We start from the raw sequence: 20611 nt of genomic DNA, 5'->3' as shown, positions 1-20611 counted from the left end.
AAATTATTATTGTGTAGCAAAAAGTTTTATATTATAATTAACGTTGTCACTTTCGGGTTTCATTCTTCCCCCCGAAAAATAAAAAACACTAAGGAGATAAAATGAAAAAATTACTACTTTCAGCTACAGTAGTTGCAGGACTATTTGCAGCACCAACTGTTGATAGTTTACAAAAACAGATCAACGATTTACAAAAACAATTAAAAGAACTAAAAGCTGAGCAAACTGCTCAAAATGACAGATATTACAAAAAAGTAGCTCCTATCGTAACAAACAACCATCTTTACTGGAGTTATGACTTAAGAACTACTTATGACGCAATTTTCCAAGACACTACAGATGGTTTAGGTGTTACTAGTGTAAACCCAAACCCTGTAACAGGTGAAACAACTTATACGTTTAGTCCTGTAAAAGGTAAAAAAGTAAATAACCACATTTTTACTAACAGAGTAATTTTAACAGGTGTATATAAACCAAGCGACAGTCTTAAAGCAACTGTAAGAATTGAAGCTAACAACATGTTCGGAAGCAATGACGCAGAAAACATGATGACTAACCCTTTCCAAAATCTTCCATGGGTTGCGAATGAAACACCTGATGATATTAACTTCAGACTAAAAGAAGCATTCTTTAACTATTTCTTCGGTGATGATTTAATGTTTAGTGCGGGTAGAAGACCTGCTACAAACGGATTCCCTGCAAACTTAAGAGAAGGTGACCCTGCAAACTCACCGTTAGCTCACTTAATCAACATGGAATTTGACGGATTCAGTTTCAAAGTAGGAAACGGTGAATTTTCTAAACTTTCTGACAAATTCGCAGACTGGGGAACTTGGCTAAAATTCTGTGCAGGTAGAGGATATTCAAGTGCTACTGGTAAATGGCCAAGTGATTTTGCTGCTCCTTATTCAAGAAATGATGTACTTAAAAATATGGACTTCGCTGGATTTATTTTCGTACCGTATGATGATGGTCAATACTCATTATGGACTGAAACTGTATGGGCTTGGCATGTACAGGGATATCAGTTTAATATAACTGGAGCTAATCCAACTACTGGAGAAATGAATGCAACAGCATCTCTTCAAGATTTTGGTAACTATTTTGGTGAAAACATTTTATTCAAAGCTGACGGTATCGGAAATGATAATTTCAGCTCAGACGCATTAAATGACTTCTTAGACGGAACAACTGCGTTTATTTCATATGCTTTCTCACAAACAAGACCAAATGGTAATAACATTATCGTTAATTATCCAACACCAGTAGGCCTTGTAAACGTGCCAGCAAAAAAACACAGCGGACACAGCTGGTGGATCGGTGCAGACATGCCTGGTATCGGAGCTAATGATAGATTTGGAATCAGTTATGTTAAAGGAAGCAAATACTGGAGAAGCTTTACTTATGGTGAAGACACTTTAGCAGGAAGCATTGCGGCTGTTAGAGGTCATGCAGTTGACGTATATTACAACACTCAAATTGTTCCTCATTTAACAGCTGGACTTAGATATACATACATTAAATATGATTATCCTGGAAGCGACGGATTCTTTGGTGTTATGATGGATCCAGATATGGCTTCTCAATTCTCTTATGTTAAAAAAGCAACTGACGTAAGAGCGTTTATTAGATACAAATTCTAATAATTAACATAAATTTAACTTATAAGTGCCTCCCGGCACTTATTTTTAATTTTTTTTTGATACTATACTTGAGTAAATTCCTAAAAGGAGAATAAATGTCTGAAATTATAAATCTCAAAAGAAGAAACTTTCTAAAAGGCTCGGCTGCAGCGGCCGCTGGTGTAGCAGCTGCAACTACTCCGGCATTTGCTTTTAATCCTTATGAAGACGCGATTAACGCTAAGGAAAAAAAAGAAAATGAAATCAAAAACGCAACATTCACTCCTTCAATCTGTGGTATGTGCGTTAACATGTGCGGTGTAATAGCTAGAAATGTAGACGGTAAAGTTGTAAAAATAGATCCAAACCCTCTATACACTAAATCAAGAAACTTTATGTGTGCTAGAGGTAATGCCGGACTAGGTGCGGCTTACGATCCTGACAGAATCAAATTCCCAATGATCAGAGTCGGTGAAAAAGGTAGCGGTAAATTTAGAAAAGCTACATGGGAAGAAGCGTTTAATTACATAGCTGAAAAAATGGTTAAAATCCTGGATGAAGAAAAAGACAACAGAAGTACGTTCGCATTCGGTGCGGGTGCGTCTACAGGTAATATGGGAGATCCTATATTTGCAAACTTCCTAAACGGTGTAGGTAGTGCAAACTTCGTTGACCACTTTACAACATGTTTCGCTCCTTCATTTATGGCAAACAAACTTATCTTCGGAAGCTGGGGCGTAGGTGACTTCCAAAGAACAAAATATCTTTTAAACCTCGGTGCGAACAGAGCTGAAGGTATCGTTACTCCTGACACTCTTGACATGTTCAGAAGAACACATAAAAGAGGTATTGAAAAAATAGTTTATATCGACGTAAGATATACAAACACAGCAGCGCACGCTGATGAGTTTATTCCTATCAAACCTGGTACAGACGGCGCTTTAATGCTTGCAATGGTATGGGAAACTATCAATAAAGGCTACCATAAAACACCATATAAGAGCGAATACCTAAAACAGGTTGACGGTCTTGAAGAACTTGAAGAATATTTCACAAAAGGTGAAGGAAGCAAATATACACCTGAATGGGCAGCAAAAATTACTGATATTCCTGCAGAAACAATCAAAAGAATCACTAAAGAATTCTCTGATGCTGCGGAAAAATACAAAGGTGCGGCAAACTGTTACAGAAGTAGAAAATCAACTTGGTATTATCAGGATTTCGAATTCAGACGTGCACAGGCTATTTTCAACGTATTACACGGATGTGTAAACAGACCTGGTGGTGTACTTCTTGGAAGAGGTCTTAAACTTGAAAAATACGAATATGAAGATTTTCCTATTTATGACAACGCTAAAACAAGAATTGATATCGCAAAAGTAAACAACACTCCTGGAGAATATCCTCTTGCTAACCCAACAAAAGGTTCTTGGCAGGTATTTAGAGAAGCTGTGCTTGATATCAATACAAGATGGAAAAAAGGCGAAAAATTAAAAGACTGGGAATACCCTGTAAGAGGTATGTTTATTTACAAACAAAACCCAATGCAGTCAGTTCCTGATTACGAAAGAACTGCTGAAATGTTCAAATCTATGGATTTGGTAGTTACTATCGACATTATCGTAAACGACACAGCTTACTATTCTGACGTAATTCTTCCGGATGTAAGTTACCTTGAAAGAGAATCTCTTGTAAAATCATTCGGTACTCTTCCTGAGCCTGTAATCGCTTGGAGAAGCCAGGCTATGGAACCTATGTACGGATGCAGAACTATTTACGATATCGTAAAACCGTTATCTGAAAAAATCGAAAAACCATTCGCGGCAATTACATTCAAATACACTTGGGATGCGGATGATTTAGGTGTTGAACTTCCAAAAGACTTTAACCTTGAAAAATACCTAAACGACGACTTTACTATAGATGAAGCTAAATTAAGAGCTGATATAAAAGACGAAAAACTTGTAAAAGCTATTCTTGAGCATGCAAGCGAAGACGATTTGGGAATTCAGGATTATAAAATTTCAAAAGCATTCGAAAAAACAATTCCTGAATTTAACGAAGAAGTCATGACTGAAATGTATGGTAAAAAAGCTGCTGAAATTGCAAAAGAATACGGTGCTTACTGGCCTGGTATCGAAACAGCGGTTGAAGCTGGAATCATTGATGAGCACACTAAAGCTCTTAAAAAAGATTATCCTGATAAAAATCAGGCTCCTTATGAAATTTATAAAAAATATTCAACACTTAAAAACAATCCTGACGGAACTCCGTTCTATATCGTTCCTAAAAAAGGTAAATGGATTACAGTAGCGCTTAGAAACCTAGAAGGCAAACCGTTCAAAAACCCTATTACAGGACAAGAAGAAAAACTTGGAATGTTCCCTAAATGGAGAGATTCACTATATATTGAACCGAATCATCAAAAAGGTGAAGTAAGAATCGTACTTGGAAGACACGCTTACTTTACACAAAGTGCAAACCCTAACAACTATTTACTGCTTGATCTTATGAATTACAACTATGTATGGATTAACGACGATCTTGCAAAACAGTTAGGACTTAAATTCAAAGACGATGTTATATTAGAAAACAGAGACGGAACAAAAATTAAAGCAAAAGTTTATCCGACAAAAAGAATCAGAAGAGATACTGCTTATATAGCAACAGGATTCGGAAGCAAATCTAAACTGTTAACACTTGGATACGATAACGGTATTTCTCAGGCTGAAGTATGTGATAACAGCATTGACCCTATTATCGGATCAGCAAGTATGAACGAAACTTTTGTAACAATTAGAAAGGTGTAAAAAATGGCTAACTACGCAATGGCATTAGAATATCAAAACTGTATAGACTGTAGAGCATGTGAGGTAGCATGTAAGGACGAAAATGGTGTAATGCTTGGTGCTGACAAACAAAGAATCTGGGTAGGTATTGTTGAAGGCGGTACAACTCTTGCCGATGCGTTTTTAAACTTCTATCCTAGCCAGTGTAACCATTGTGAAGAAGCACCTTGTATTACTGTTTGTCCTACAGGGGCTTCTCATTTTGCTGAAGGCGGTATAGTAAAAGTTGATTATGATATGTGTATTATATGTAAAGGTTGTATGGAAGCATGTCCATACGAAGCAAGATTTGTAGACGAAACAAAACATGCAGTTGACAAATGTACATTCTGTGACGGAAGAATTCAGGAATACGGAACAACTGCTTGTAGTGCGACATGTCCTACTAAAGTTAGAACATTCGGTGACTTGGAAGATCCAAATTCTGATATTGTTAAAACACTTAATAAAAGAGAGTTTTTCGTTCTTAAAGAAGATGAAGACACAATGCCTAAACTGTTCTATCTTGTACCTGAAAACGAAGAATATGCAAAAAGAACTCTCGGTAATGTAAAAAGACATAAATGGGCTGATTTTAAAGCCAAATATGAAGCTCAGGCCAATAAAAATAAACCTGAGTGGAAAAAAGCGTAAGGAGCTATTATGAATGAATATATTAATTGTTGCGGGCTTAACATAAGAAAAGTTAGTATCGGTCAGTTGCTTTTTAATAAAACAATGCTGATCGCATACGTTTTACTTGCTATAGGAGTAGTGGGTTGGTATGAAATTTTTGCATTAAGATGGGCTCATGATTTCATCAACAATGCCGGTGTTATTGCGGCAGCCGGACATTTAGGTGAAACTAAACAGGTTGCAATGGCTTTAAAAGAGCAGATTTTTAATTTACATGAAATAGAAGAAGTAAACAAGGCAGAGCCTTGGGGTATATTTGTTACTCAGTATACTTATCTATTATACGGCGGTAGTGCTTTAATTTTCTTAACTGCTTTAGCAGAACTTTTCCATGTAAAAATAGCTCCTAAAGTTGCTGCTGCTTTCATTACATTCGGTATTTCAATGGTATTCGGCGGTTTAATTTCAATCTTTACAGACTTAGCAAACCAATTACATATTTACTGGATGGTATTAAATCCTCAGCCTCAAAGCGGTATGTGGTTAATGCTTCCTTTATATGCTGTTTATATTCCGTTTACATTTATTGAAATTTATTTCTTAATTACAAACAACAGAGATATGGCAAGAAAAATTGCAGGTGTACTTGTAATATTAGGTATTATCATTGACGTTGCTGAATTTTACATCCAGGGTCTATTATTCAACTTAAACGATCCTAGACATTTATGGACAGACATTCCGTTCTTATGGTTATATTTCTTAGTAACAGGGGCACTGACTGGTGTAGCTGGCGCTATGGTTTACAGCTTCTTAGGATTAAGAGATAAACCTTATTATGAAAACACAATGAATTTATTAATTAAAGCAGGTCTTGTAATTGCAGTGCTTGCAGGTTTATATGAAATCGTTAACTATATGACTGTTGATCCTAAATGGACAAAACTAATGACTAGCGGTTCTCCTGTTGCGACAATGTACTGGACTTGGATTGTGCTTGGATTAGCTGTACCTGTTGTATTATGGCTGACTAGAAACAAAACTTTGGCTGTAATCGGTGCTATTTCAGCTATTATCGGTACTTTCTTCATGAGACAGGCATTTATTTACGGTGGTAACGTAGTACCTATGACTGCAAGAGTTGACGGATTAGGGCCTCAAGCTACAAGCGTTTATAATCTTGATGCTGTAACACCTTACGCTTATGTTCCGGCTCATACAATGGAAATCTTAATCGTAATCGGATGTTTAGGATTAGGTCTTGCAATTTACTCAATTCTTGACTCTCTTTTTGCAGTAAGAGACGTTAACGACAACGTAGACCACTAAAACCCTCCTTCTTCCCTTCGGGGATATATTTATTAATTAGATCACACCTTTTTTAATTATTTTTTCTTCACTTTCCACAAATTTTTATAAACATTAAATCACCAATCCAATACCACCAATTACTACAGTTATAATAAAAACTATATTACTTATGTATGTTAAAAGCAGTAAAAAAGCCCGGTAAAAGTTGCATATACATTTTCTACAACTATAACGAGTAAATTTTAAATCAGGCAAACTTAAAGGCTATCAAGATTTTGGAATAGATTTGAGTGATAACCCGAAGAATAATAATTTACGAAAAAAGAATAAAACATAACAGCTTATCATTTATCCAAAATAATACAATTAAAAGCTACAATTACAAATCAATATAAAAAACAATCCTAACTATAAGTTTAAATTATAAGTAAAAAAATAGATAAAAAATTTCTATCAGCTGTTTTGAAGACATATTTATATATTATAAAACTTCGGAATATACCCTTTTTAAGGCGGTAAATTCATAAGAAAAAACGTAATTAATCAGTTTAGCCGATTTATGATTTCATCAATCAAAATATATATGACAAATTCATAACATTAATTTAAAAAAATAGGTAAAACAACTCTTTAAATAAGAGATGTTTTGTGTTATAATCATTTAAAATTTTTAAGGAGAACTTATGGCATTAGAACTAAATGCGCAAAATTTTGCGGACACAATAAAAAACAACGAAGTAGTAGTAGTAGACTTCTGGGCGCCTTGGTGCGGACCTTGTAGAATGATAGCTCCGATTATCGAAGAGCTTGCTGAAGAATACAAAGACAAAGGTGTAGTTGTAGGTAAAGTTAATACTGACGAAGCACCTGAAATTGCTGGACAATTCGGAATCAGAAGTATTCCTACAGTAATATTCTTTAAAAACGGTGAAGCTGCTGACGCAATGATCGGTGCAGCTCCTAAACAAATGTATCAAGAAAAAATCGAAGCTCTTTTATCATAATTGAGAAATAAATTTTTTTATACCTTCAGCTCCTTTTTCGGAGCGTTGATGGTAGCAGCCTTCTTTTTCTACTATAATTATAAATTCAAAGAATATAAATTTTTAGATTTTAATAAAATAATACTTTATGAAAAACACAATATTTTCGAACCTAAAGCAAAAGAATATACAGTAATAATATTTTCATCCAGAATGAACGACCTTCAAAACTTAATCTCAAAAATAAAAACAAAATACCCTATCCTGGCAATAGACATATATCAGCAAAGAAAAGATTACCCCGGTGTAATCTATACAACCGCCGGAATAAACACTATAATTAAAATAATTCAGTTTTTAAATATTTATCAGGTACCTGTAGTTTTAAATATTAAACAATACAACAAAAAATTGTATAAACAGGACAGCCCACTAGAAGTAATACAAAATTGACATTGATAAAAGGATCTTTTTCTTTTTATCAATGTTAATTTAAGGAGCAAAAATGTATGACGTAATAATTATAGGAGCAGGTCCGGGAGGACTTAGCGCCGGACTGTACGCGGGAAGAATGGGTTTAGATACGTTAATCATAGAAAAACTCACACCGGGCGGACAGATAACTCAAAGCAGTGAAATAGAAAACTATCCGGGAGTATGCGAAGTTAAAAGCGGCCTCGAACTTATGCAGTGCTGGCCGGAACAGACTAAGAGATTCGGAGCAAAAATAATAAGCGAAGAAGTAGTTTCTATTTCCAGATATGAAATACAAGACGATAAATACGGATTTATAATAAAAACTCCTAAAAACGAATACAGATCATTAGCCGTAATTTTAGCCACAGGCGCAACTCCAAAACGAGCCGGATTTAAAGGTGAAGAAGAATATATAGGCAAAGGTGTCAGCTACTGCGCGGTATGTGACGGTTATTTTTACAAAAACATGGATGTGGCGGTTGTAGGAGGCGGCGACAGTGCCCTTGAAGAAGCCCTGTATTTAAGCAATATTGCGAAAAAAGTATACTTAATACACAGAAGAGATGAATTCAGAGCGGCTCCGGCTACCGTTGAAAAAGTAAAAAACAAAGAAAACATAGAAATCCTTTACAACACTACAGTTGAAAAAGTAAAAGGAGTGCCGTTTTTAAATACAGCAGTTATCAATACTGACGGAGAAATAAAAGAACTAAAGGTTGACGGTATTTTCGTATTCGTAGGTATGAACGTAAATTCCGCACTTGTTAAAGATTTATGCGAATTGAACGAATATAACGAAGTAAAAGTAGACTTAAATATGAAAACTACACTTGAGGGCCTATATGCAATAGGAGACGTAAGAGAAAACAGTGTAAAACAGGTAGTGGCTTCTGCCGGAGACGGTGCAGTTGCAGCTTTAAATGTGGTAAAATACGCTAAAAGTTTAAAGGATTAAAATGAAATACGGAATAGTTGGCGCAACAGGCAGGGTTGGACAGCTGCTTGTTAATATTATTAAAAATTCGGAAGACAGCATCGGTGCCGTTATGTTTGAAGGAAAACAGACTATCGACTTTGAACAAAACACGGTAATCACCAATGACGCAAAAACTTTGTTGGAAAATTCTGACGTTGTTATTGATTTTTCAGCTCCGGCAGCGACTCAAAATCTTCTTGAAGCCGCATTGGAAAACCCTAAACCTTTAGTAATAGCTACTACAGGCCTAAACGACCATCAGCAAAATCTAATGATGGAAGTAAGCAAAAAAGCGCCTGTGCTTTATGCTACCAATATGAGTTTGGGTGTTGCAATATTAAATAAACTGGTATCAATGGTTAGCGAAAAGCTCCAGGATTTTGATATTGAAATAGTAGAACAGCATCACAGATATAAAGTGGACGCTCCAAGCGGAACGGCTCTTACTTTGGCTGAAAGCTGTGCAAAAGCAAGAGGTCTGGAACTTAAAGAAGTTATGGTTACAGGAAGAAGCGGCCACGTAGGAGCAAGAACAAAAGATGAAATCGGAGTATTTGCCGTTAGAGGCGGAGACGTAGTCGGAAGACACACTGTAGGATTTTATAACGACGGTGAATTTTTAGAACTTAACCACACGGCGACAAACAGAGAAACTTTTGCCAGAGGCGCTATAAAAGTTTCTAAATGGCTTGTAAATCAAAATCCGGGACTTTATTCAATTAACGACGCTTTAGGAATATAAAAAAAGAAGGAAAAACAAATGTGCTCTGTAGTAGGTATTTATGGAAATGAAAACGCAAGCAAACTGGCTTTTTACGCTCTATTTGCAATGCAGCACAGAGGTCAGGAAGCCGCAGGTATAAGCAGTAGTGACGGCAAACACATTAAAACCGTCAAAGACAGAGGTCTTGTAACACAGATTTTCAAAGAAGACCATTTTAAGATTTTAAAGGGAAACATGGCTATAGGCCATACCAGATATTCAACGGCGGGAGACGATTCTATTCTTGACGCCCAGCCTGTATTTGCAAGATATGGTCTAGGTGAAATATCTATCGTACACAACGGAAATCTGGTTAATGCAAAAGAAATAAGAGAAGAGCTTATTAAAATCGGAGCTATTTTTCAGACAAATATGGACACCGAAAATCTTATACATTTAATTGCAAAAAACTATGAGAAAAAAAGACTTAAAGACAGAATCATCGATGCGGTTAAACAGATTAAAGGTGCTTTTTCACTTGTTATTTTATCAAGAAGCAAAATGTTCGTAATACGCGATCCTTTCGGTTTCAGACCTCTGTCTTTAGGGAAACTTAAATCAGGCGGTTATATAGTGGCAAGCGAAACCTGCGCTTTTGAACTCGTAGGCGCGGAATACGTAAGAGACGTAAAACCTGGAGAGATGATTATTTTTGAACACGATGAAATAAAAAGCGAAATGATTTTCGAACCTACTCCTAAACAGTGTATTTTCGAATATATTTACTTTGCAAGACCGGATTCAAATATATTCGGCAAAAACGTTTACAGCGTAAGAAAACAGATGGGAAGAGAACTAGCACGTGAACTGCCTGTTGAAGCGGATATGGTCGTTCCCGTTCCTGACAGCGGTGTTGCGGCTGCATTAGGTTACGCACAGGAAAGCGGAATACCTTTTGAAATGGCCATAATGAGAAACCATTATGTAGGACGTACGTTTATAGAACCTACTCAGGAAATCAGAGATTTAAAAGTAAAAATGAAACTAAGCCCTATCAAACATAAAATAGAAGGCAAAAGACTTGTAGTAATCGACGACAGTATTGTAAGAGGAACTACAAGCAAAAGAATAGTAAGAATGCTAAAAGAAGCGGGAGCTAAAGAAGTACATATGAGAATCGCTTCTCCCGCTACCATAGGCCCTTGTTATTACGGTGTCGACACTCCGACAAAAGACGAACTTATAGCGGCAAAAAAATCCATAGAAGAAATCACAGAATATATTGAAGCAGACAGTCTTGCATATTTATCAATCGATTCAATAGTAAAAGCGGTAAAAGATAAAAAAGAAAACTACTGTTTTGCATGTTTCGACGACAACTACCCTATTCTTTAAGAGATTTTTTCTCTTTTTTCTTGATTAAATCTTCTCTTTTTGATATAAAGTGGCAAAAAAGAGGATAGATGGATAGATTATATACATTTGGAAAATATTTAAAGAAAAAATTTAAAACTAATGTTAAAAAAGTACCTATATCCATTCCGGGTTTCACATGTCCTAATATTGACGGAACCGTAGCAAGAGGCGGATGTGTTTTTTGCGAGAATGAAAGCTTTTCTCCAAACTTCACGAAAGAGAGATTTACTCTTAATCTCAATTCCAAAGAAAATCCTCTTCTCCAAAAACAGATAACGGCTTTAAAAGAACAATTTTTCAATACTGTTCCTCTATTAAAAAAATACTACGGAGCTAATAAATTTATAGTTTATTTTCAAAGTTTTACAAACACTTACGCACCTTTTGAAACATTAAAAACCCTTTACGAAACGGCTCTTGATTTTCCGGACGTAATCGGCCTGAGTATCGGTACAAGGACTGACAGCATTACTAACGAAACACTGCAGTACCTCGAGAAACTCAGCAAAAAATATGAAATATGGGTTGAATACGGAATACAGAGTTCAAACGACGAAACGCTGCAAAAGATCAACAGAGGCCATGATTTTCAAAATGTGAAAGAAACAATCAAAAAAACAAAAGATTTAGGCTTAAATGTATGCGGACATCTCATATTCGGTCTTCCGGGTGAAACACAAAAAGACATGTTAAAAAGCGTGGACGATACTATTGAGCTTAATATAGATTCTATAAAATTTCATCCGTTATATGTTACAGAAAACACCCTTTTGGCACTGGAATACAAAAAAGGAAACTTTACACCTATAGACGAACAGACTTATATAGACACACTAGTAAAATCAATAAAAAAACTGCCTGGGCACATATCAATTCAAAGAATGACAGCCGGAAGTGAAAATCTTCTTGCCCCGCAGTGGTGCAAAAATAAAGCCAGACAAATGAGCGCCATACACAGAGCGCTAAGAGATGAGGGAATCAGACTTTAAAATGAAAAACAGATTCGATAAAGATGCAGTTACATGGGACGACCTACCAAGACGGGTAAACCTTGCAAAAGCAGTTGTTAAAAACATTATTCCTTATTTAAAAGGAGATGAAAAAGTTTTGGAATTCGGCTGCGGCACCGGGCTTGTCGGAATTAATATCGCTCCTTATGTAAAAGAGCTTACCGGAATAGACACCTCCGCAAAAATGGTTGAAAAATTCAATCAAAAAGCTCAAAAACTGAACATTAACGCAAAAGCTATGGTTAAAGACATATTTGAAATCAGTGAAAAATACGATATCGTCATATCTTCAATGACTATGCATCATATAAAAGACATATCTTTATTGTCCGATAAACTTTCAGAAATAACGAATGAGGCTTTCTTGGCAGACCTTGTAAAAGAAGACGGAACTTTTCATACAAGAAGCAACGAAGACGTAGCACATTTCGGCTTTTCTTCAGAAGAGCTGAATAAATATTTTGGCAGCTGGGATATTGATTATAAAATAATACACACAATAACTAAACACAGAGATTTTCCCGTATTTTTACTACATATTAAAAAGTAAAAGTGTTTTTTACTTTTTTTGACATATACAGTTTTTTGTCGGCTTCCATAAAACTTTCTTTTAAATCGCCTTTATATTCGCTAAAACCGGAAGAGACTGAAATTTTCTCATTTTTAAATTTTTTACTGTCAAGTTCCCTATAAAGTTTTATAGCCCATTTTTTAATATCGGTCATTTCACTGTTTTCAAACAAAACTACAAACTCATCTCCCCCTATTCTTCCTATTATGTCGTTTTTTCTTGTATTTTCTTTCAAAACATCTACAAAATAATTAAGATATTCGTCTCCGAATTTATGTCCGTACTGGTCGTTTATCTTTTTAAAATTATCTAGATCAAACAGCCCTAATATACCTTTTCTGTTTTCTATGGCTTTAAAAAAGCCTCTTCTGTTATATACACCGGTTAAAGCGTCAGTATTTGCTTCTGTTTCCAAATCTTTGTTTTCTTTGACTATTTTCACTGTATATTTTTCCAGATTCAGTACAAAAAAATAACTGATAGACGCCACAAGCAGATTAGAAAAAATATAAACAAAAAGATCCTGCAGTGTAATATCTTTAAATAATCCGTTAAAATAAGAGACCACTACGAATAAAAGAAAATAAACAGAAAAAAACGTACCCACCTTTCTGCCGGCATATAAATAAACGAATGGAATCAAAGCTATAATCCACATAGTTCTGTATACCACATGAGTTTGAAAATAAATTACAAAATGCAGATTCAACCCTACCGCTATAATAAAAAACACTATAAACAGATTATACGAAAGCTTGTCTTTAAGATACAAAAAATACAATAACACGAGAGAAACGATAGCAAACAGAGTGTATTTTTCTACAAAAGGATTAATAAATACCAACCCGTAAACATCAGACAGTTTATAAAACACAAGAATTAGAAGATACAGTATAAGAGGTACTTTTACAGTTTCCTTTTTAAATATTTCAATTGAAGACAACCCCGCCCCTTGTTATATTTACAAATAATCCAGCCACATAGGCAAAAACGACTTGGCTTTATTTATAGTCGTTGTCGGTCCATGTCCCGGTAATATTCTCTTATCATAATTAATTTTTAGGAATTTTTCAATAGACTGTTTCATTTTTTTTGCATCTGAATAAGGAAAATCGACTCTCCCTATACTGCCGTCAAAAATAAAATCTCCGCTAAACATTTCATCGCCTATTTCTATAGTAATGCTTCCGGGAGTATGCCCCGGAAAATGTCTGATCTGCACTTCATATCCGCCTATATTATAAATTCCTTCCTCCAAAAGCACATCAGGACTTACTTTAGGAGGATTATATCCGAAAGGGTCGCTTTCTAACATAAAAGCGTCTTCTTTATGTATATAAACAGGGATATTGAAATGATCTTTTATTTTTTTATCATCCCACATATGATCAAAATGTCCGTGCGTGTTTATTATTGCAACGGGATTTTCAACATGCTCTTTAACAAACTCAAAAGCTCCGACTCCCGGGTCTATAATTATCTTTTTATCAATAATGTAACAGTTTGTATAAAACTCCCCGCACGGTTTTACCAAAATTTCCATACTATACCTTTACTGACTTAGAAAACTTTTTATGCCGCCGCAAAATTTACGGCTCTTTTTTCTCTTATGACGTTTACCTTAATTTCTCCAGGGAAACTCACTTCTTCTTCTATTCTTTTTGCTATATCCCTTGCGAGCAGCACGGCTTCGTCATCGTTTATCAAATCGGCTTCCACAATAACCCTTATTTCTCTTCCGGCATTTAAAGCATACGCATTTATTACGCCTACATAGCTTTTGGCAATATTTTCAAGCGATTCGACTCTTTTTAGGAACGCTTCAAGCACTTCTCTTCTGGCACCAGGTCTTGCGGCGCTAAGAGCGTCTGCTGCACATACTGCCGCCGATTCTATACTTGTAGGCTCTACGTGTCCGTGATGGGCTTTAATCGCATTTAGCACCACTTCAGGTTCTTTATATCTTTTACATAAATCATATCCGAGAGTTACATGGTCTCCGCCGAAATCATGAGTTAAGGCTTTTCCTATATCATGAAGCAGCCCTGCCCTTTTTGCAAGCAGTTCGTCACCGCCCATTTCAGCAGCCATTATTCCGGCAAGATGAGCAACTTCAAGAGAGTGGGCAAGCGCATTTTGACCGTAACTTGCCCTGAATTTCAGCCTTCCTATAAGTTTTACGATCTCAGGATGGATTCCCGCATTTGACAGACCTAAATCAATTAATATCTCTTCGCCTTCTTTTGTGACTTTTTCTTCGAATTCCTGAGTCACTTTTTCATAAATTTCCTCAATTCTTGCAGGCTGTATTCTTCCGTCTTCTACGAGTCTCTTAATCGTCTCTACCGCAATCTGTCTTCTGTAGATATTAAAACTGCTGACCGTTACGGCTCCGGGAGTATCGTCGATAATAATATCGCATCCCGTTACCATTTCAAGTGTTTTTACGTTTTTACCTTCTTTCCCGATAATTCTGCCTTTCATTTCATCATCGCCTATAGGTACAACGTTAATCAGTCTTTCTCCAGCAAAATCTCCGGCATATCTGGTTGTTGCCTGGGCGATAATAAATTCGGCTTTTCGTTTTGCGTCATTTTCAGCTTCTTTAAGAATTTTTCTTGTAAGGTGGGCTGTTTCGTCTCTTAATTCTTCCTCTGTTTTCTTAAGAAGTATCTCTTTTGCTTCTTCTTTGGTAAGCCCTGCACCGTTTTCTAAAATTTTCTGAGCTTCTACAAGTTTTTGTCTGTACTGTTCTTTTAATTTTTCAACAGCTTCTCTTTCTTTTGAAATTGCATCAAGTTTTTTTTGCAGCTCTTCGTCTTTTTTCATATGTTTTTCTATAAGCTCTTCAATTTCCTGCTCTTTTTTAAGTATCTCGTTTAATTTGTTCTCATACTCCTGCTGAAGCTTCATTTCCTGCAGTTCATAAGCGTTTTTTGCCTCAAGTTCCATCTCTTTTGCTTTTGTTTTCGTGTTTTCAAGCAAAATTTCGGCTTCATGTTCTATGGCTTTTGCTTTTGCTTTAGCCTGCTCTACATAAATCTCATATTTTGCCGCATCCATTTTTTTTGCTATGACAAATCCCGCGAGAACGGATAATATCATAACGGCTAAAATTATCAGTACACTCATTTTTTCTCCTTTTATAAATATTAAAACTTATATATTCATCTGCCCTGACATCAAACATATCAGTAATCACATCTTTGCTGTAACATAACCTCAACTGCACAAAAACGATTCTGGGTTTGTATCCAAGTGCTGAAAAAAACCTGTCATACATTCCTTTTCCGAATCCAACACGCTTGAAACTGCTGTCTAATCCTACAACGGGAACAACAGCCAAATCAATTTTCTGCAAAGTTTTCTGTTTATTGACAGGTTCAAGTATTGAAAATTTTTTTTTAACAAGCGGTAATTGATATTTTACCATCTTAAAGCTTAAATCCTCCATAAACGGGACAAAAATATTCTTTCTTTCTCTTCTTAACTTTCTTAAAACCCAGTGAATATCCACTTCGGTATTCATTGGAATGAAAAAAAGAATATTTTTATGTCTTTTACAAACTTCATAAAGTTTCCATCCGATTTTCTTAGAATAATAATACCTGTTGTATTTTGAGATTTTTAAACATTTTTTTCTGAATGTGTTTTTTTCATTCATATTTTCTTTTGCCATTTATTATGCCTTAATATGATAAAATTACGAAAAAGGAGTTTAATTGAAATATATTTTAACATTTATTCTTATAATTTTTATAGCGGGCTGTTCAAAAAACACCAAACCGGCAGAAAATCATCAAAACATAGAAACAAACCAGTCACAGCAAAAAAAACCGCAAAAAGAAAACGACATAATAAAAATAACATTTGATAATTTCACATTGAAGTTTAAAGAAAACAAACTTATTTACCCTAAAACAAAAACGGTAATACTTTTCGATAACAACAGCTCATATTCAAAGGCGCAGGAGCTGGTATTAAAAAAATTAAACGTAAAATATTATAAAACCGATTCAGCGTATTTAGAAAAATATTTTAATATACAGTACTACCCGACTATCATCGTACTGGATAAAAACAAAACGGTAAAATATGAAAATTTTACACCGTATGAAATTTTAAAAGCGGAGGGATTTTAATGCTTGGATTTATAAAAAAAGGTCTTAATAAAACAAAAGAAGCGCTTCAAAGCGTAGTAGGCAGCCAAAAAAAAGAAAAACTATCAAGAGAACTTATAGAAGAAGCGCTTTTAGAATCGGATATGGATTATGATCTGGTTGAAAAAATCATAGAAAACCTTCCGGAAGAAGTAAGCAGGGAAAAACTGAAAAAAGAACTGTTATGGATATTTGACACTCCTAACAACGAAATAAAAATAGACGACAAACCGTTTACATTTCTAATAATAGGCGTAAACGGAGCCGGAAAGACAACTACAATAGCAAAACTTGCCAACAAATTTAAAAAAGAAGGCAAAAGCGTAATTTTAGGCGCTGCGGACACATTCAGAGCCGCCGCTATAGAACAGCTTACAAAATGGGCGGAAATACTGGATATTCCTATCGTTAAAACCAAACAGGGACACGACCCGGCAGCCGTCACATACGACACTATTGCAAGTGCAAAAGCAAAAGGCATAGATGTTGCGATAATCGATACGGCCGGAAGACTGCACAATAAAGTAAATCTTCAAAACGAACTTAAAAAAATCGTAAACGTTGCAAAAAAGGCATATGAAAAGGCTCCTCATAAAATCATTCTGATAATTGACGGAACACAGGGAAGCAGCGCAATAAACCAGGCAAAAGTTTTTAAAGAAATAGTCGGCGTCGACGGAGTTATTATTACAAAACTGGACGGAACCGCAAAAGGGGGAAGCGTATTTACAATAGCAAATGAACTCAGACTTCCTATACTGTTTGTAGGAGTCGGAGAAAAACCTGACGATCTTGTTAAATTTGATAAAGAAGAGTTTATAGAAGGAATTTTAGAGGGACTTTATGACTGATATCATTTTTTATTTCGGATCAGTTGTAATAATTTTCGCTTTCATAGGGCTTGTAACCGTAAAATTTAAAAATGAAGACAACATAGATTTAAACGAACATAAATGGATTATTCTGCTTTATATTATTCTCCTTGTTGTATCGATAATCACTTGGAGAGTCATATATCTTCTGCTGATATCCAGCACACAGGAGATGATTAATTACAACCTCAACATACAAAGAGCGATAAATGGCTAAGAAAAAAACAGTTTTTGAATGTATCGAATGCGGATACAAAAGTGCTAAATGGATGGGAAAATGTCCGGCATGCGGCAGCTGGGAAACATTTGTAGAAGTAACCGAGGATAAAGGAAACAAAAAATCTTCCTCTCCAAAAGCCGGTGTTTTAAAATTTGAAGAAATTGAAAAAGAAGAAATTGAAAGATTTACTTCCGGAGACAGCGAACTTGATTTGGTATTAGGAGGCGGTATAGTGCCCGGAAGCCTCGTTTTAATAGGAGGAAGCCCGGGAGTCGGAAAATCCACTCTAATGATGAAACTCGCCGGAAATATAAACAAAAAAGTTTTATATGTTGCGGGCGAGGAAAGCCCCGGACAGATTAAAATCAGAGCCGACAGACTAGGAGTTAAAAACAAAGATTTATATTTAATGCCGGAAATCATCGTAGAAAATATAATAGACGAAATAAAAAAAGGCTATGAGCTGGTTATTATCGACTCCATACAGACCATATATTCTGAGAACCTTCAATCCGCACCCGGAAGCGTATCACAGGTCAGGGAAGCCACATTTGAACTTATGAGAGTTGCAAAAGAAAGCAAAACACCGGTATTCATAATAGGACACATAACAAAAGAAGGATCAATTGCAGGACCGAGAGTGCTTGAACATATGGTGGACACCGTTTTGTATTTCGAAGGAGACGCAAGCAGAGAGCTTAGAATTCTAAGAGCGTTTAAAAACCGTTTCGGATCAACAAGCGAAATAGGAATATTCGAAATGACAAAACAAGGACTTACCAGTGCGAAAAACAAATCGTTTTTCAGCAAAAAAGCACTTCCGGGAAGCGCCATTACCGTCATACTTGAAGGAACGAGACCAATAGTGCTTGAAGTACAGGCACTAGTCAGTGAGAGCTACTCCATACCTAAAAGAAGTGCGACGGGATTCGATCTGGCAAGACTTAATATGATTTTAGCCCTGCTTGAAAAAAAACTCAATCTCCCATTTAATCAGTACGACGTATTTATAAACGTAACCGGCGGTATAAAAATAAACGAACCTGCAGCCGATCTTGCCGTAATGGCTGCGATAGTCAGCTCGTTTAGGGACAGAAAAATAAGCAAAGAAAGCGTTTTTATAGGAGAAGTAAGTCTTGTTGGCGACATAAGAGATGTGCCTGGACTTGATCAAAGAATAAAAGAAGCCGCCAATCTCGGCTTTTCAAAAGCAATTGTTCCGAGCAGACCTCTGGAAGAGAGTATCAAATGTTATGAAGTAAAGGAAGTTGAAAAACTGCTTGAATGGATGTAATTATTTAACCTTTTGATTGTAATATTCTTCAAGAAGCTCATAAGATTCTTTAACCCTTGTAAATTTTTTGGCGTAAATTTTCTGAATTAATTCAGGTTTTTGCCTGTGAACGTCGGGATGGTATTTTTTTGCGAGCCTTCTGTACTCTTTTTTGATTTTATCAAATTCATATATAGTAGAAACTCCAAAAAGCTCCAAAGCGTTTCTTACCTTGTTCAGATACTCTTTAAGCGAACCTTCCACACTGAACGACTTTGAATACGAAAACTCGTTTTCATCAATATTAAATATAATTTTATAACCCATAATCGAATGTTTTGAGGCTAGAGCGCTTACTATTCGCTGAGACTCTTCATTAAAAGTAACGACAAGCCTGTCTGCAGACATATCAATAAGGTCAAACAGAAAAAGACCCTTAATATAATTGTAAACCGGCTTTTTGGGATTGGCAAAAAGTATTTCGAACTCTTTGCTTGAGAGTTTTCTTATTGTTATATAAATGGCTTTTTCATCAAAAGTGACGCTGTATTTTTTTATTTTTATAACCAGGTCTTTTTTATAGTTTAAAAGAAGCTTATGCAGAAGATTCTCATCTTCCCCTTTTTGTTTTTTATACATATTGGCAACAGCCTGCAAAAGAAGCTTGTGTTTTCTGACGTTTTTTTTATCAAAATAAATTTTATACTGATTGTCGTTTATTTCCAGTTTATTAAAAGAAAGTCTTATAAACTCTATAAATCCTTTAATTTTAAACCTGGAATCTATAACAACTTCGATATTTTCAGCAATATTTATTTCAAATACTCTATCCGTCATCTTTCTTCGCTATTATTAAAGTTGCGATAGGAAAAATAAGTTTCTGTTTTTTGACAATGCCAAACCCTTTTAAGTTTTTTATTATTTCATCCTCTTTAAGCGTATCGATACTCTTACCTAGCAATTTATATTCCTCTTTCATTCCAAGCATCATCCCCGCTATTAACGGCACTATTTTATTCATATACCAAAGTATCAGTTTTGCAAAAAGGCTGTCGCTTTTCACCATTTCAACAATTGCAAAATATCCTCCGGGCTTTAGAGATTTTTTTAAATTTTCCATACCTTTTTCTAAATCATCAAAATTTCTAAGCGCCATAAAAGCCGTAATCAAATCCGCTTTTTCTTCTATTTTCACATTCTCAGCCGTATCTTGAATGATAATAATTTCTTTTTGGCCCTTTTTCATTCTGATATGAGGGCTCTCTTCAAACACTACTTCAAAATCCTCTTTTTTAAATCCGAGTTTTTGGAATTTTTCAACAATAACTTTTACCATTTCGGCACTCGGTTCTATCAGATACATCCTGTCAAAATCAAGCACCCTTGCCATCTCTCCCGTTGCGCTTGCAACGTCAATTAATATCCCGTTTTTTATATGCTTTTTTATCTCTTTTGCAAACATCCATCTCCAAAGCTCTTCAATTCCGAAACTCACAATTTTTGTCGCCAAATCATATCTTTTTGCCAGCTTGTCGTATATTTTAACGTCCATC

21 protein-coding genes are annotated in these 20611 nt (G+C 35.5%); 15 read left to right on the top strand and 6 right to left on the bottom strand.

All coding sequences use genetic code 11. The features are described from left to right. Positions 1-101 precede the first annotated feature (101 nt). The 11 genes from ACZ5EP_RS09295 (at position 102) to ACZ5EP_RS09245 (ending at position 12512) form a co-directional block, all read left to right on the top strand. A complete protein-coding gene (locus ACZ5EP_RS09295; protein WP_464508903.1) occupies positions 102-1643 on the top strand; it encodes a DUF3373 family protein in 1542 nt (513 codons plus the stop codon). A 95-nt stretch (positions 1644-1738) separates the two neighbouring features. After that, complete coding sequence (locus ACZ5EP_RS09290; protein WP_464508902.1) at positions 1739-4432, top strand: molybdopterin-dependent oxidoreductase; 2694 nt, start codon at positions 1739-1741, stop codon at positions 4430-4432. 3 nt (positions 4433-4435) lie between these two features. Beyond that, positions 4436-5104: a 4Fe-4S dicluster domain-containing protein gene (locus ACZ5EP_RS09285; protein ID WP_127681530.1), complete on the top strand. Its 669-nt coding sequence runs from the start codon at positions 4436-4438 to the stop codon at positions 5102-5104. 9 nt (positions 5105-5113) lie between these two features. After that, entirely contained in the window at positions 5114-6415 is a 1302-nt protein-coding gene (locus ACZ5EP_RS09280) for a polysulfide reductase NrfD family protein (RefSeq protein ID WP_464508900.1), read from the top strand. 665 nt (positions 6416-7080) lie between these two features. Continuing rightward, a complete protein-coding gene (gene trxA / locus ACZ5EP_RS09275; protein WP_127681538.1) occupies positions 7081-7401 on the top strand; it encodes a thioredoxin in 321 nt (106 codons plus the stop codon). A 48-nt stretch (positions 7402-7449) separates the two neighbouring features. Further along, positions 7450-7833: a hypothetical protein gene (locus ACZ5EP_RS09270; RefSeq protein WP_464508898.1), complete on the top strand. Its 384-nt coding sequence runs from the start codon at positions 7450-7452 to the stop codon at positions 7831-7833. Positions 7834-7885: 52 nt separating this feature from the next. Further along, entirely contained in the window at positions 7886-8812 is a 927-nt protein-coding gene (gene trxB, locus ACZ5EP_RS09265) for a thioredoxin-disulfide reductase (RefSeq protein WP_464508896.1), read from the top strand. 1 nt (position 8813) lies between these two features. Then, complete coding sequence (dapB, locus tag ACZ5EP_RS09260) at positions 8814-9575, top strand: 4-hydroxy-tetrahydrodipicolinate reductase (RefSeq protein ID WP_127681544.1); 762 nt, start codon at positions 8814-8816, stop codon at positions 9573-9575. 18 nt (positions 9576-9593) lie between these two features. Further along, the gene (gene purF, locus ACZ5EP_RS09255) at positions 9594-10931 is read left to right on the top strand and encodes an amidophosphoribosyltransferase (protein ID WP_127681546.1); all 1338 of its coding nucleotides are present in this window, start codon (positions 9594-9596) and stop codon (positions 10929-10931) included. Between the two features lie 68 nt (positions 10932-10999). Next, positions 11000-11941, top strand: coding sequence for a tRNA modification radical SAM protein MnmL/YtqA (gene mnmL / locus ACZ5EP_RS09250; protein WP_464508895.1), 942 nt, complete (start codon positions 11000-11002; stop codon positions 11939-11941). A gap of 1 nt (position 11942) precedes the next feature. Then, positions 11943-12512, top strand: coding sequence for a class I SAM-dependent DNA methyltransferase (locus ACZ5EP_RS09245; RefSeq protein ID WP_464508893.1), 570 nt, complete (start codon positions 11943-11945; stop codon positions 12510-12512). Here ACZ5EP_RS09245 and ACZ5EP_RS09240 read toward each other — a convergent pair. Genes ACZ5EP_RS09240 through ACZ5EP_RS09225 form a run of 4 tightly spaced genes read right to left on the bottom strand, consistent with a single transcriptional unit; the run spans position 12502 to position 16212 of the window. Beyond that, on the bottom strand, positions 12502-13476 hold the full coding sequence (locus tag ACZ5EP_RS09240) for a GGDEF domain-containing protein (RefSeq protein ID WP_127681553.1): 975 nt from the start codon (positions 13474-13476) through the stop codon (positions 12502-12504). The genes ACZ5EP_RS09245 and ACZ5EP_RS09240 overlap by 11 nt on opposite strands. Before the next feature lie 18 nt (positions 13477-13494). Continuing rightward, the gene (locus ACZ5EP_RS09235) at positions 13495-14076 is read right to left on the bottom strand and encodes an MBL fold metallo-hydrolase (RefSeq protein WP_127681555.1); all 582 of its coding nucleotides are present in this window, start codon (positions 14074-14076) and stop codon (positions 13495-13497) included. 29 nt (positions 14077-14105) lie between these two features. After that, complete coding sequence (gene rny / locus ACZ5EP_RS09230; RefSeq protein WP_464508892.1) at positions 14106-15665, bottom strand: ribonuclease Y; 1560 nt, start codon at positions 15663-15665, stop codon at positions 14106-14108. Then, the gene (locus ACZ5EP_RS09225) at positions 15577-16212 is read right to left on the bottom strand and encodes a 5-formyltetrahydrofolate cyclo-ligase (protein ID WP_464508891.1); all 636 of its coding nucleotides are present in this window, start codon (positions 16210-16212) and stop codon (positions 15577-15579) included. The genes rny and ACZ5EP_RS09225 overlap by 89 nt, the downstream gene beginning before the upstream one ends. Before the next feature lie 43 nt (positions 16213-16255). Between ACZ5EP_RS09225 and ACZ5EP_RS09220 the strand changes: the two genes are divergently transcribed. The 4 genes from ACZ5EP_RS09220 to radA are packed head-to-tail and all read left to right on the top strand — an operon-like array spanning position 16256 to position 19079. After that, a complete protein-coding gene (locus ACZ5EP_RS09220) occupies positions 16256-16675 on the top strand; it encodes a hypothetical protein (RefSeq protein WP_127681559.1) in 420 nt (139 codons plus the stop codon). Beyond that, complete coding sequence (ftsY, locus tag ACZ5EP_RS09215) at positions 16675-17544, top strand: signal recognition particle-docking protein FtsY (RefSeq protein WP_127681561.1); 870 nt, start codon at positions 16675-16677, stop codon at positions 17542-17544. The genes ACZ5EP_RS09220 and ftsY overlap by 1 nt, the downstream gene beginning before the upstream one ends. Continuing rightward, positions 17537-17782 carry a hypothetical protein gene (locus ACZ5EP_RS09210; RefSeq protein WP_127681563.1) on the top strand — a complete coding sequence of 82 codons (246 nt, stop codon included), beginning with the start codon at positions 17537-17539 and terminating at the stop codon, positions 17780-17782. Before ftsY ends, ACZ5EP_RS09210 begins: the two co-directional genes overlap by 8 nt. Then, on the top strand, positions 17775-19079 hold the full coding sequence (gene radA, locus ACZ5EP_RS09205; RefSeq protein ID WP_464508890.1) for a DNA repair protein RadA: 1305 nt from the start codon (positions 17775-17777) through the stop codon (positions 19077-19079). Before ACZ5EP_RS09210 ends, radA begins: the two co-directional genes overlap by 8 nt. On the opposite strand, the gene ACZ5EP_RS09200 is transcribed toward radA, so the two are convergent. Both ACZ5EP_RS09200 and ACZ5EP_RS09195 read right to left on the bottom strand, forming a co-directional pair. Beyond that, positions 19080-19895, bottom strand: a complete 816-nt coding sequence (locus ACZ5EP_RS09200) for a DnaJ domain-containing protein (protein WP_127681567.1) — start codon at positions 19893-19895, stop codon at positions 19080-19082. Continuing rightward, positions 19885-20610, bottom strand: a complete 726-nt coding sequence (locus ACZ5EP_RS09195; protein WP_464508889.1) for a class I SAM-dependent methyltransferase — start codon at positions 20608-20610, stop codon at positions 19885-19887. The genes ACZ5EP_RS09200 and ACZ5EP_RS09195 overlap by 11 nt, the downstream gene beginning before the upstream one ends. Position 20611 lies beyond the last annotated feature (1 nt).

This window comes from Nautilia abyssi, assembly GCF_055388085.1.
This window is presented reverse-complemented; position numbering and strand designations above follow the sequence as displayed.

What these genes read in the sequence shown, in the direction of transcription:
- trxA (WP_127681538.1), top strand. Translation starts at nt 7,081, where the DNA reads ATGGCATTAGAACTAAATGCGCAAAATTTTGCGGACACAATAAAAAAC.
- ACZ5EP_RS09245 (WP_464508893.1), top strand. Translation starts at nt 11,943, where the DNA reads ATGAAAAACAGATTCGATAAAGATGCAGTTACATGGGACGACCTACCA.
- ACZ5EP_RS09285 (WP_127681530.1), top strand. Translation starts at nt 4,436, where the DNA reads ATGGCTAACTACGCAATGGCATTAGAATATCAAAACTGTATAGACTGT.
- ACZ5EP_RS09270 (WP_464508898.1), top strand. Translation starts at nt 7,450, where the DNA reads ATGGTAGCAGCCTTCTTTTTCTACTATAATTATAAATTCAAAGAATAT.
- trxB (WP_464508896.1), top strand. Translation starts at nt 7,886, where the DNA reads ATGTATGACGTAATAATTATAGGAGCAGGTCCGGGAGGACTTAGCGCC.
- ACZ5EP_RS09290 (WP_464508902.1), top strand. Translation starts at nt 1,739, where the DNA reads ATGTCTGAAATTATAAATCTCAAAAGAAGAAACTTTCTAAAAGGCTCG.
- rny (WP_464508892.1), bottom strand. Translation starts at nt 15,665, where the DNA reads ATGAGTGTACTGATAATTTTAGCCGTTATGATATTATCCGTTCTCGCG.
- ACZ5EP_RS09280 (WP_464508900.1), top strand. Translation starts at nt 5,114, where the DNA reads ATGAATGAATATATTAATTGTTGCGGGCTTAACATAAGAAAAGTTAGT.
- dapB (WP_127681544.1), top strand. Translation starts at nt 8,814, where the DNA reads ATGAAATACGGAATAGTTGGCGCAACAGGCAGGGTTGGACAGCTGCTT.
- ftsY (WP_127681561.1), top strand. Translation starts at nt 16,675, where the DNA reads ATGCTTGGATTTATAAAAAAAGGTCTTAATAAAACAAAAGAAGCGCTT.
- mnmL (WP_464508895.1), top strand. Translation starts at nt 11,000, where the DNA reads ATGGATAGATTATATACATTTGGAAAATATTTAAAGAAAAAATTTAAA.
- ACZ5EP_RS09225 (WP_464508891.1), bottom strand. Translation starts at nt 16,212, where the DNA reads ATGGCAAAAGAAAATATGAATGAAAAAAACACATTCAGAAAAAAATGT.
- ACZ5EP_RS09195 (WP_464508889.1), bottom strand. Translation starts at nt 20,610, where the DNA reads ATGGACGTTAAAATATACGACAAGCTGGCAAAAAGATATGATTTGGCG.
- radA (WP_464508890.1), top strand. Translation starts at nt 17,775, where the DNA reads ATGGCTAAGAAAAAAACAGTTTTTGAATGTATCGAATGCGGATACAAA.
- ACZ5EP_RS09295 (WP_464508903.1), top strand. Translation starts at nt 102, where the DNA reads ATGAAAAAATTACTACTTTCAGCTACAGTAGTTGCAGGACTATTTGCA.
- purF (WP_127681546.1), top strand. Translation starts at nt 9,594, where the DNA reads ATGTGCTCTGTAGTAGGTATTTATGGAAATGAAAACGCAAGCAAACTG.
- ACZ5EP_RS09210 (WP_127681563.1), top strand. Translation starts at nt 17,537, where the DNA reads ATGACTGATATCATTTTTTATTTCGGATCAGTTGTAATAATTTTCGCT.
- ACZ5EP_RS09200 (WP_127681567.1), bottom strand. Translation starts at nt 19,895, where the DNA reads ATGACGGATAGAGTATTTGAAATAAATATTGCTGAAAATATCGAAGTT.
- ACZ5EP_RS09235 (WP_127681555.1), bottom strand. Translation starts at nt 14,076, where the DNA reads ATGGAAATTTTGGTAAAACCGTGCGGGGAGTTTTATACAAACTGTTAC.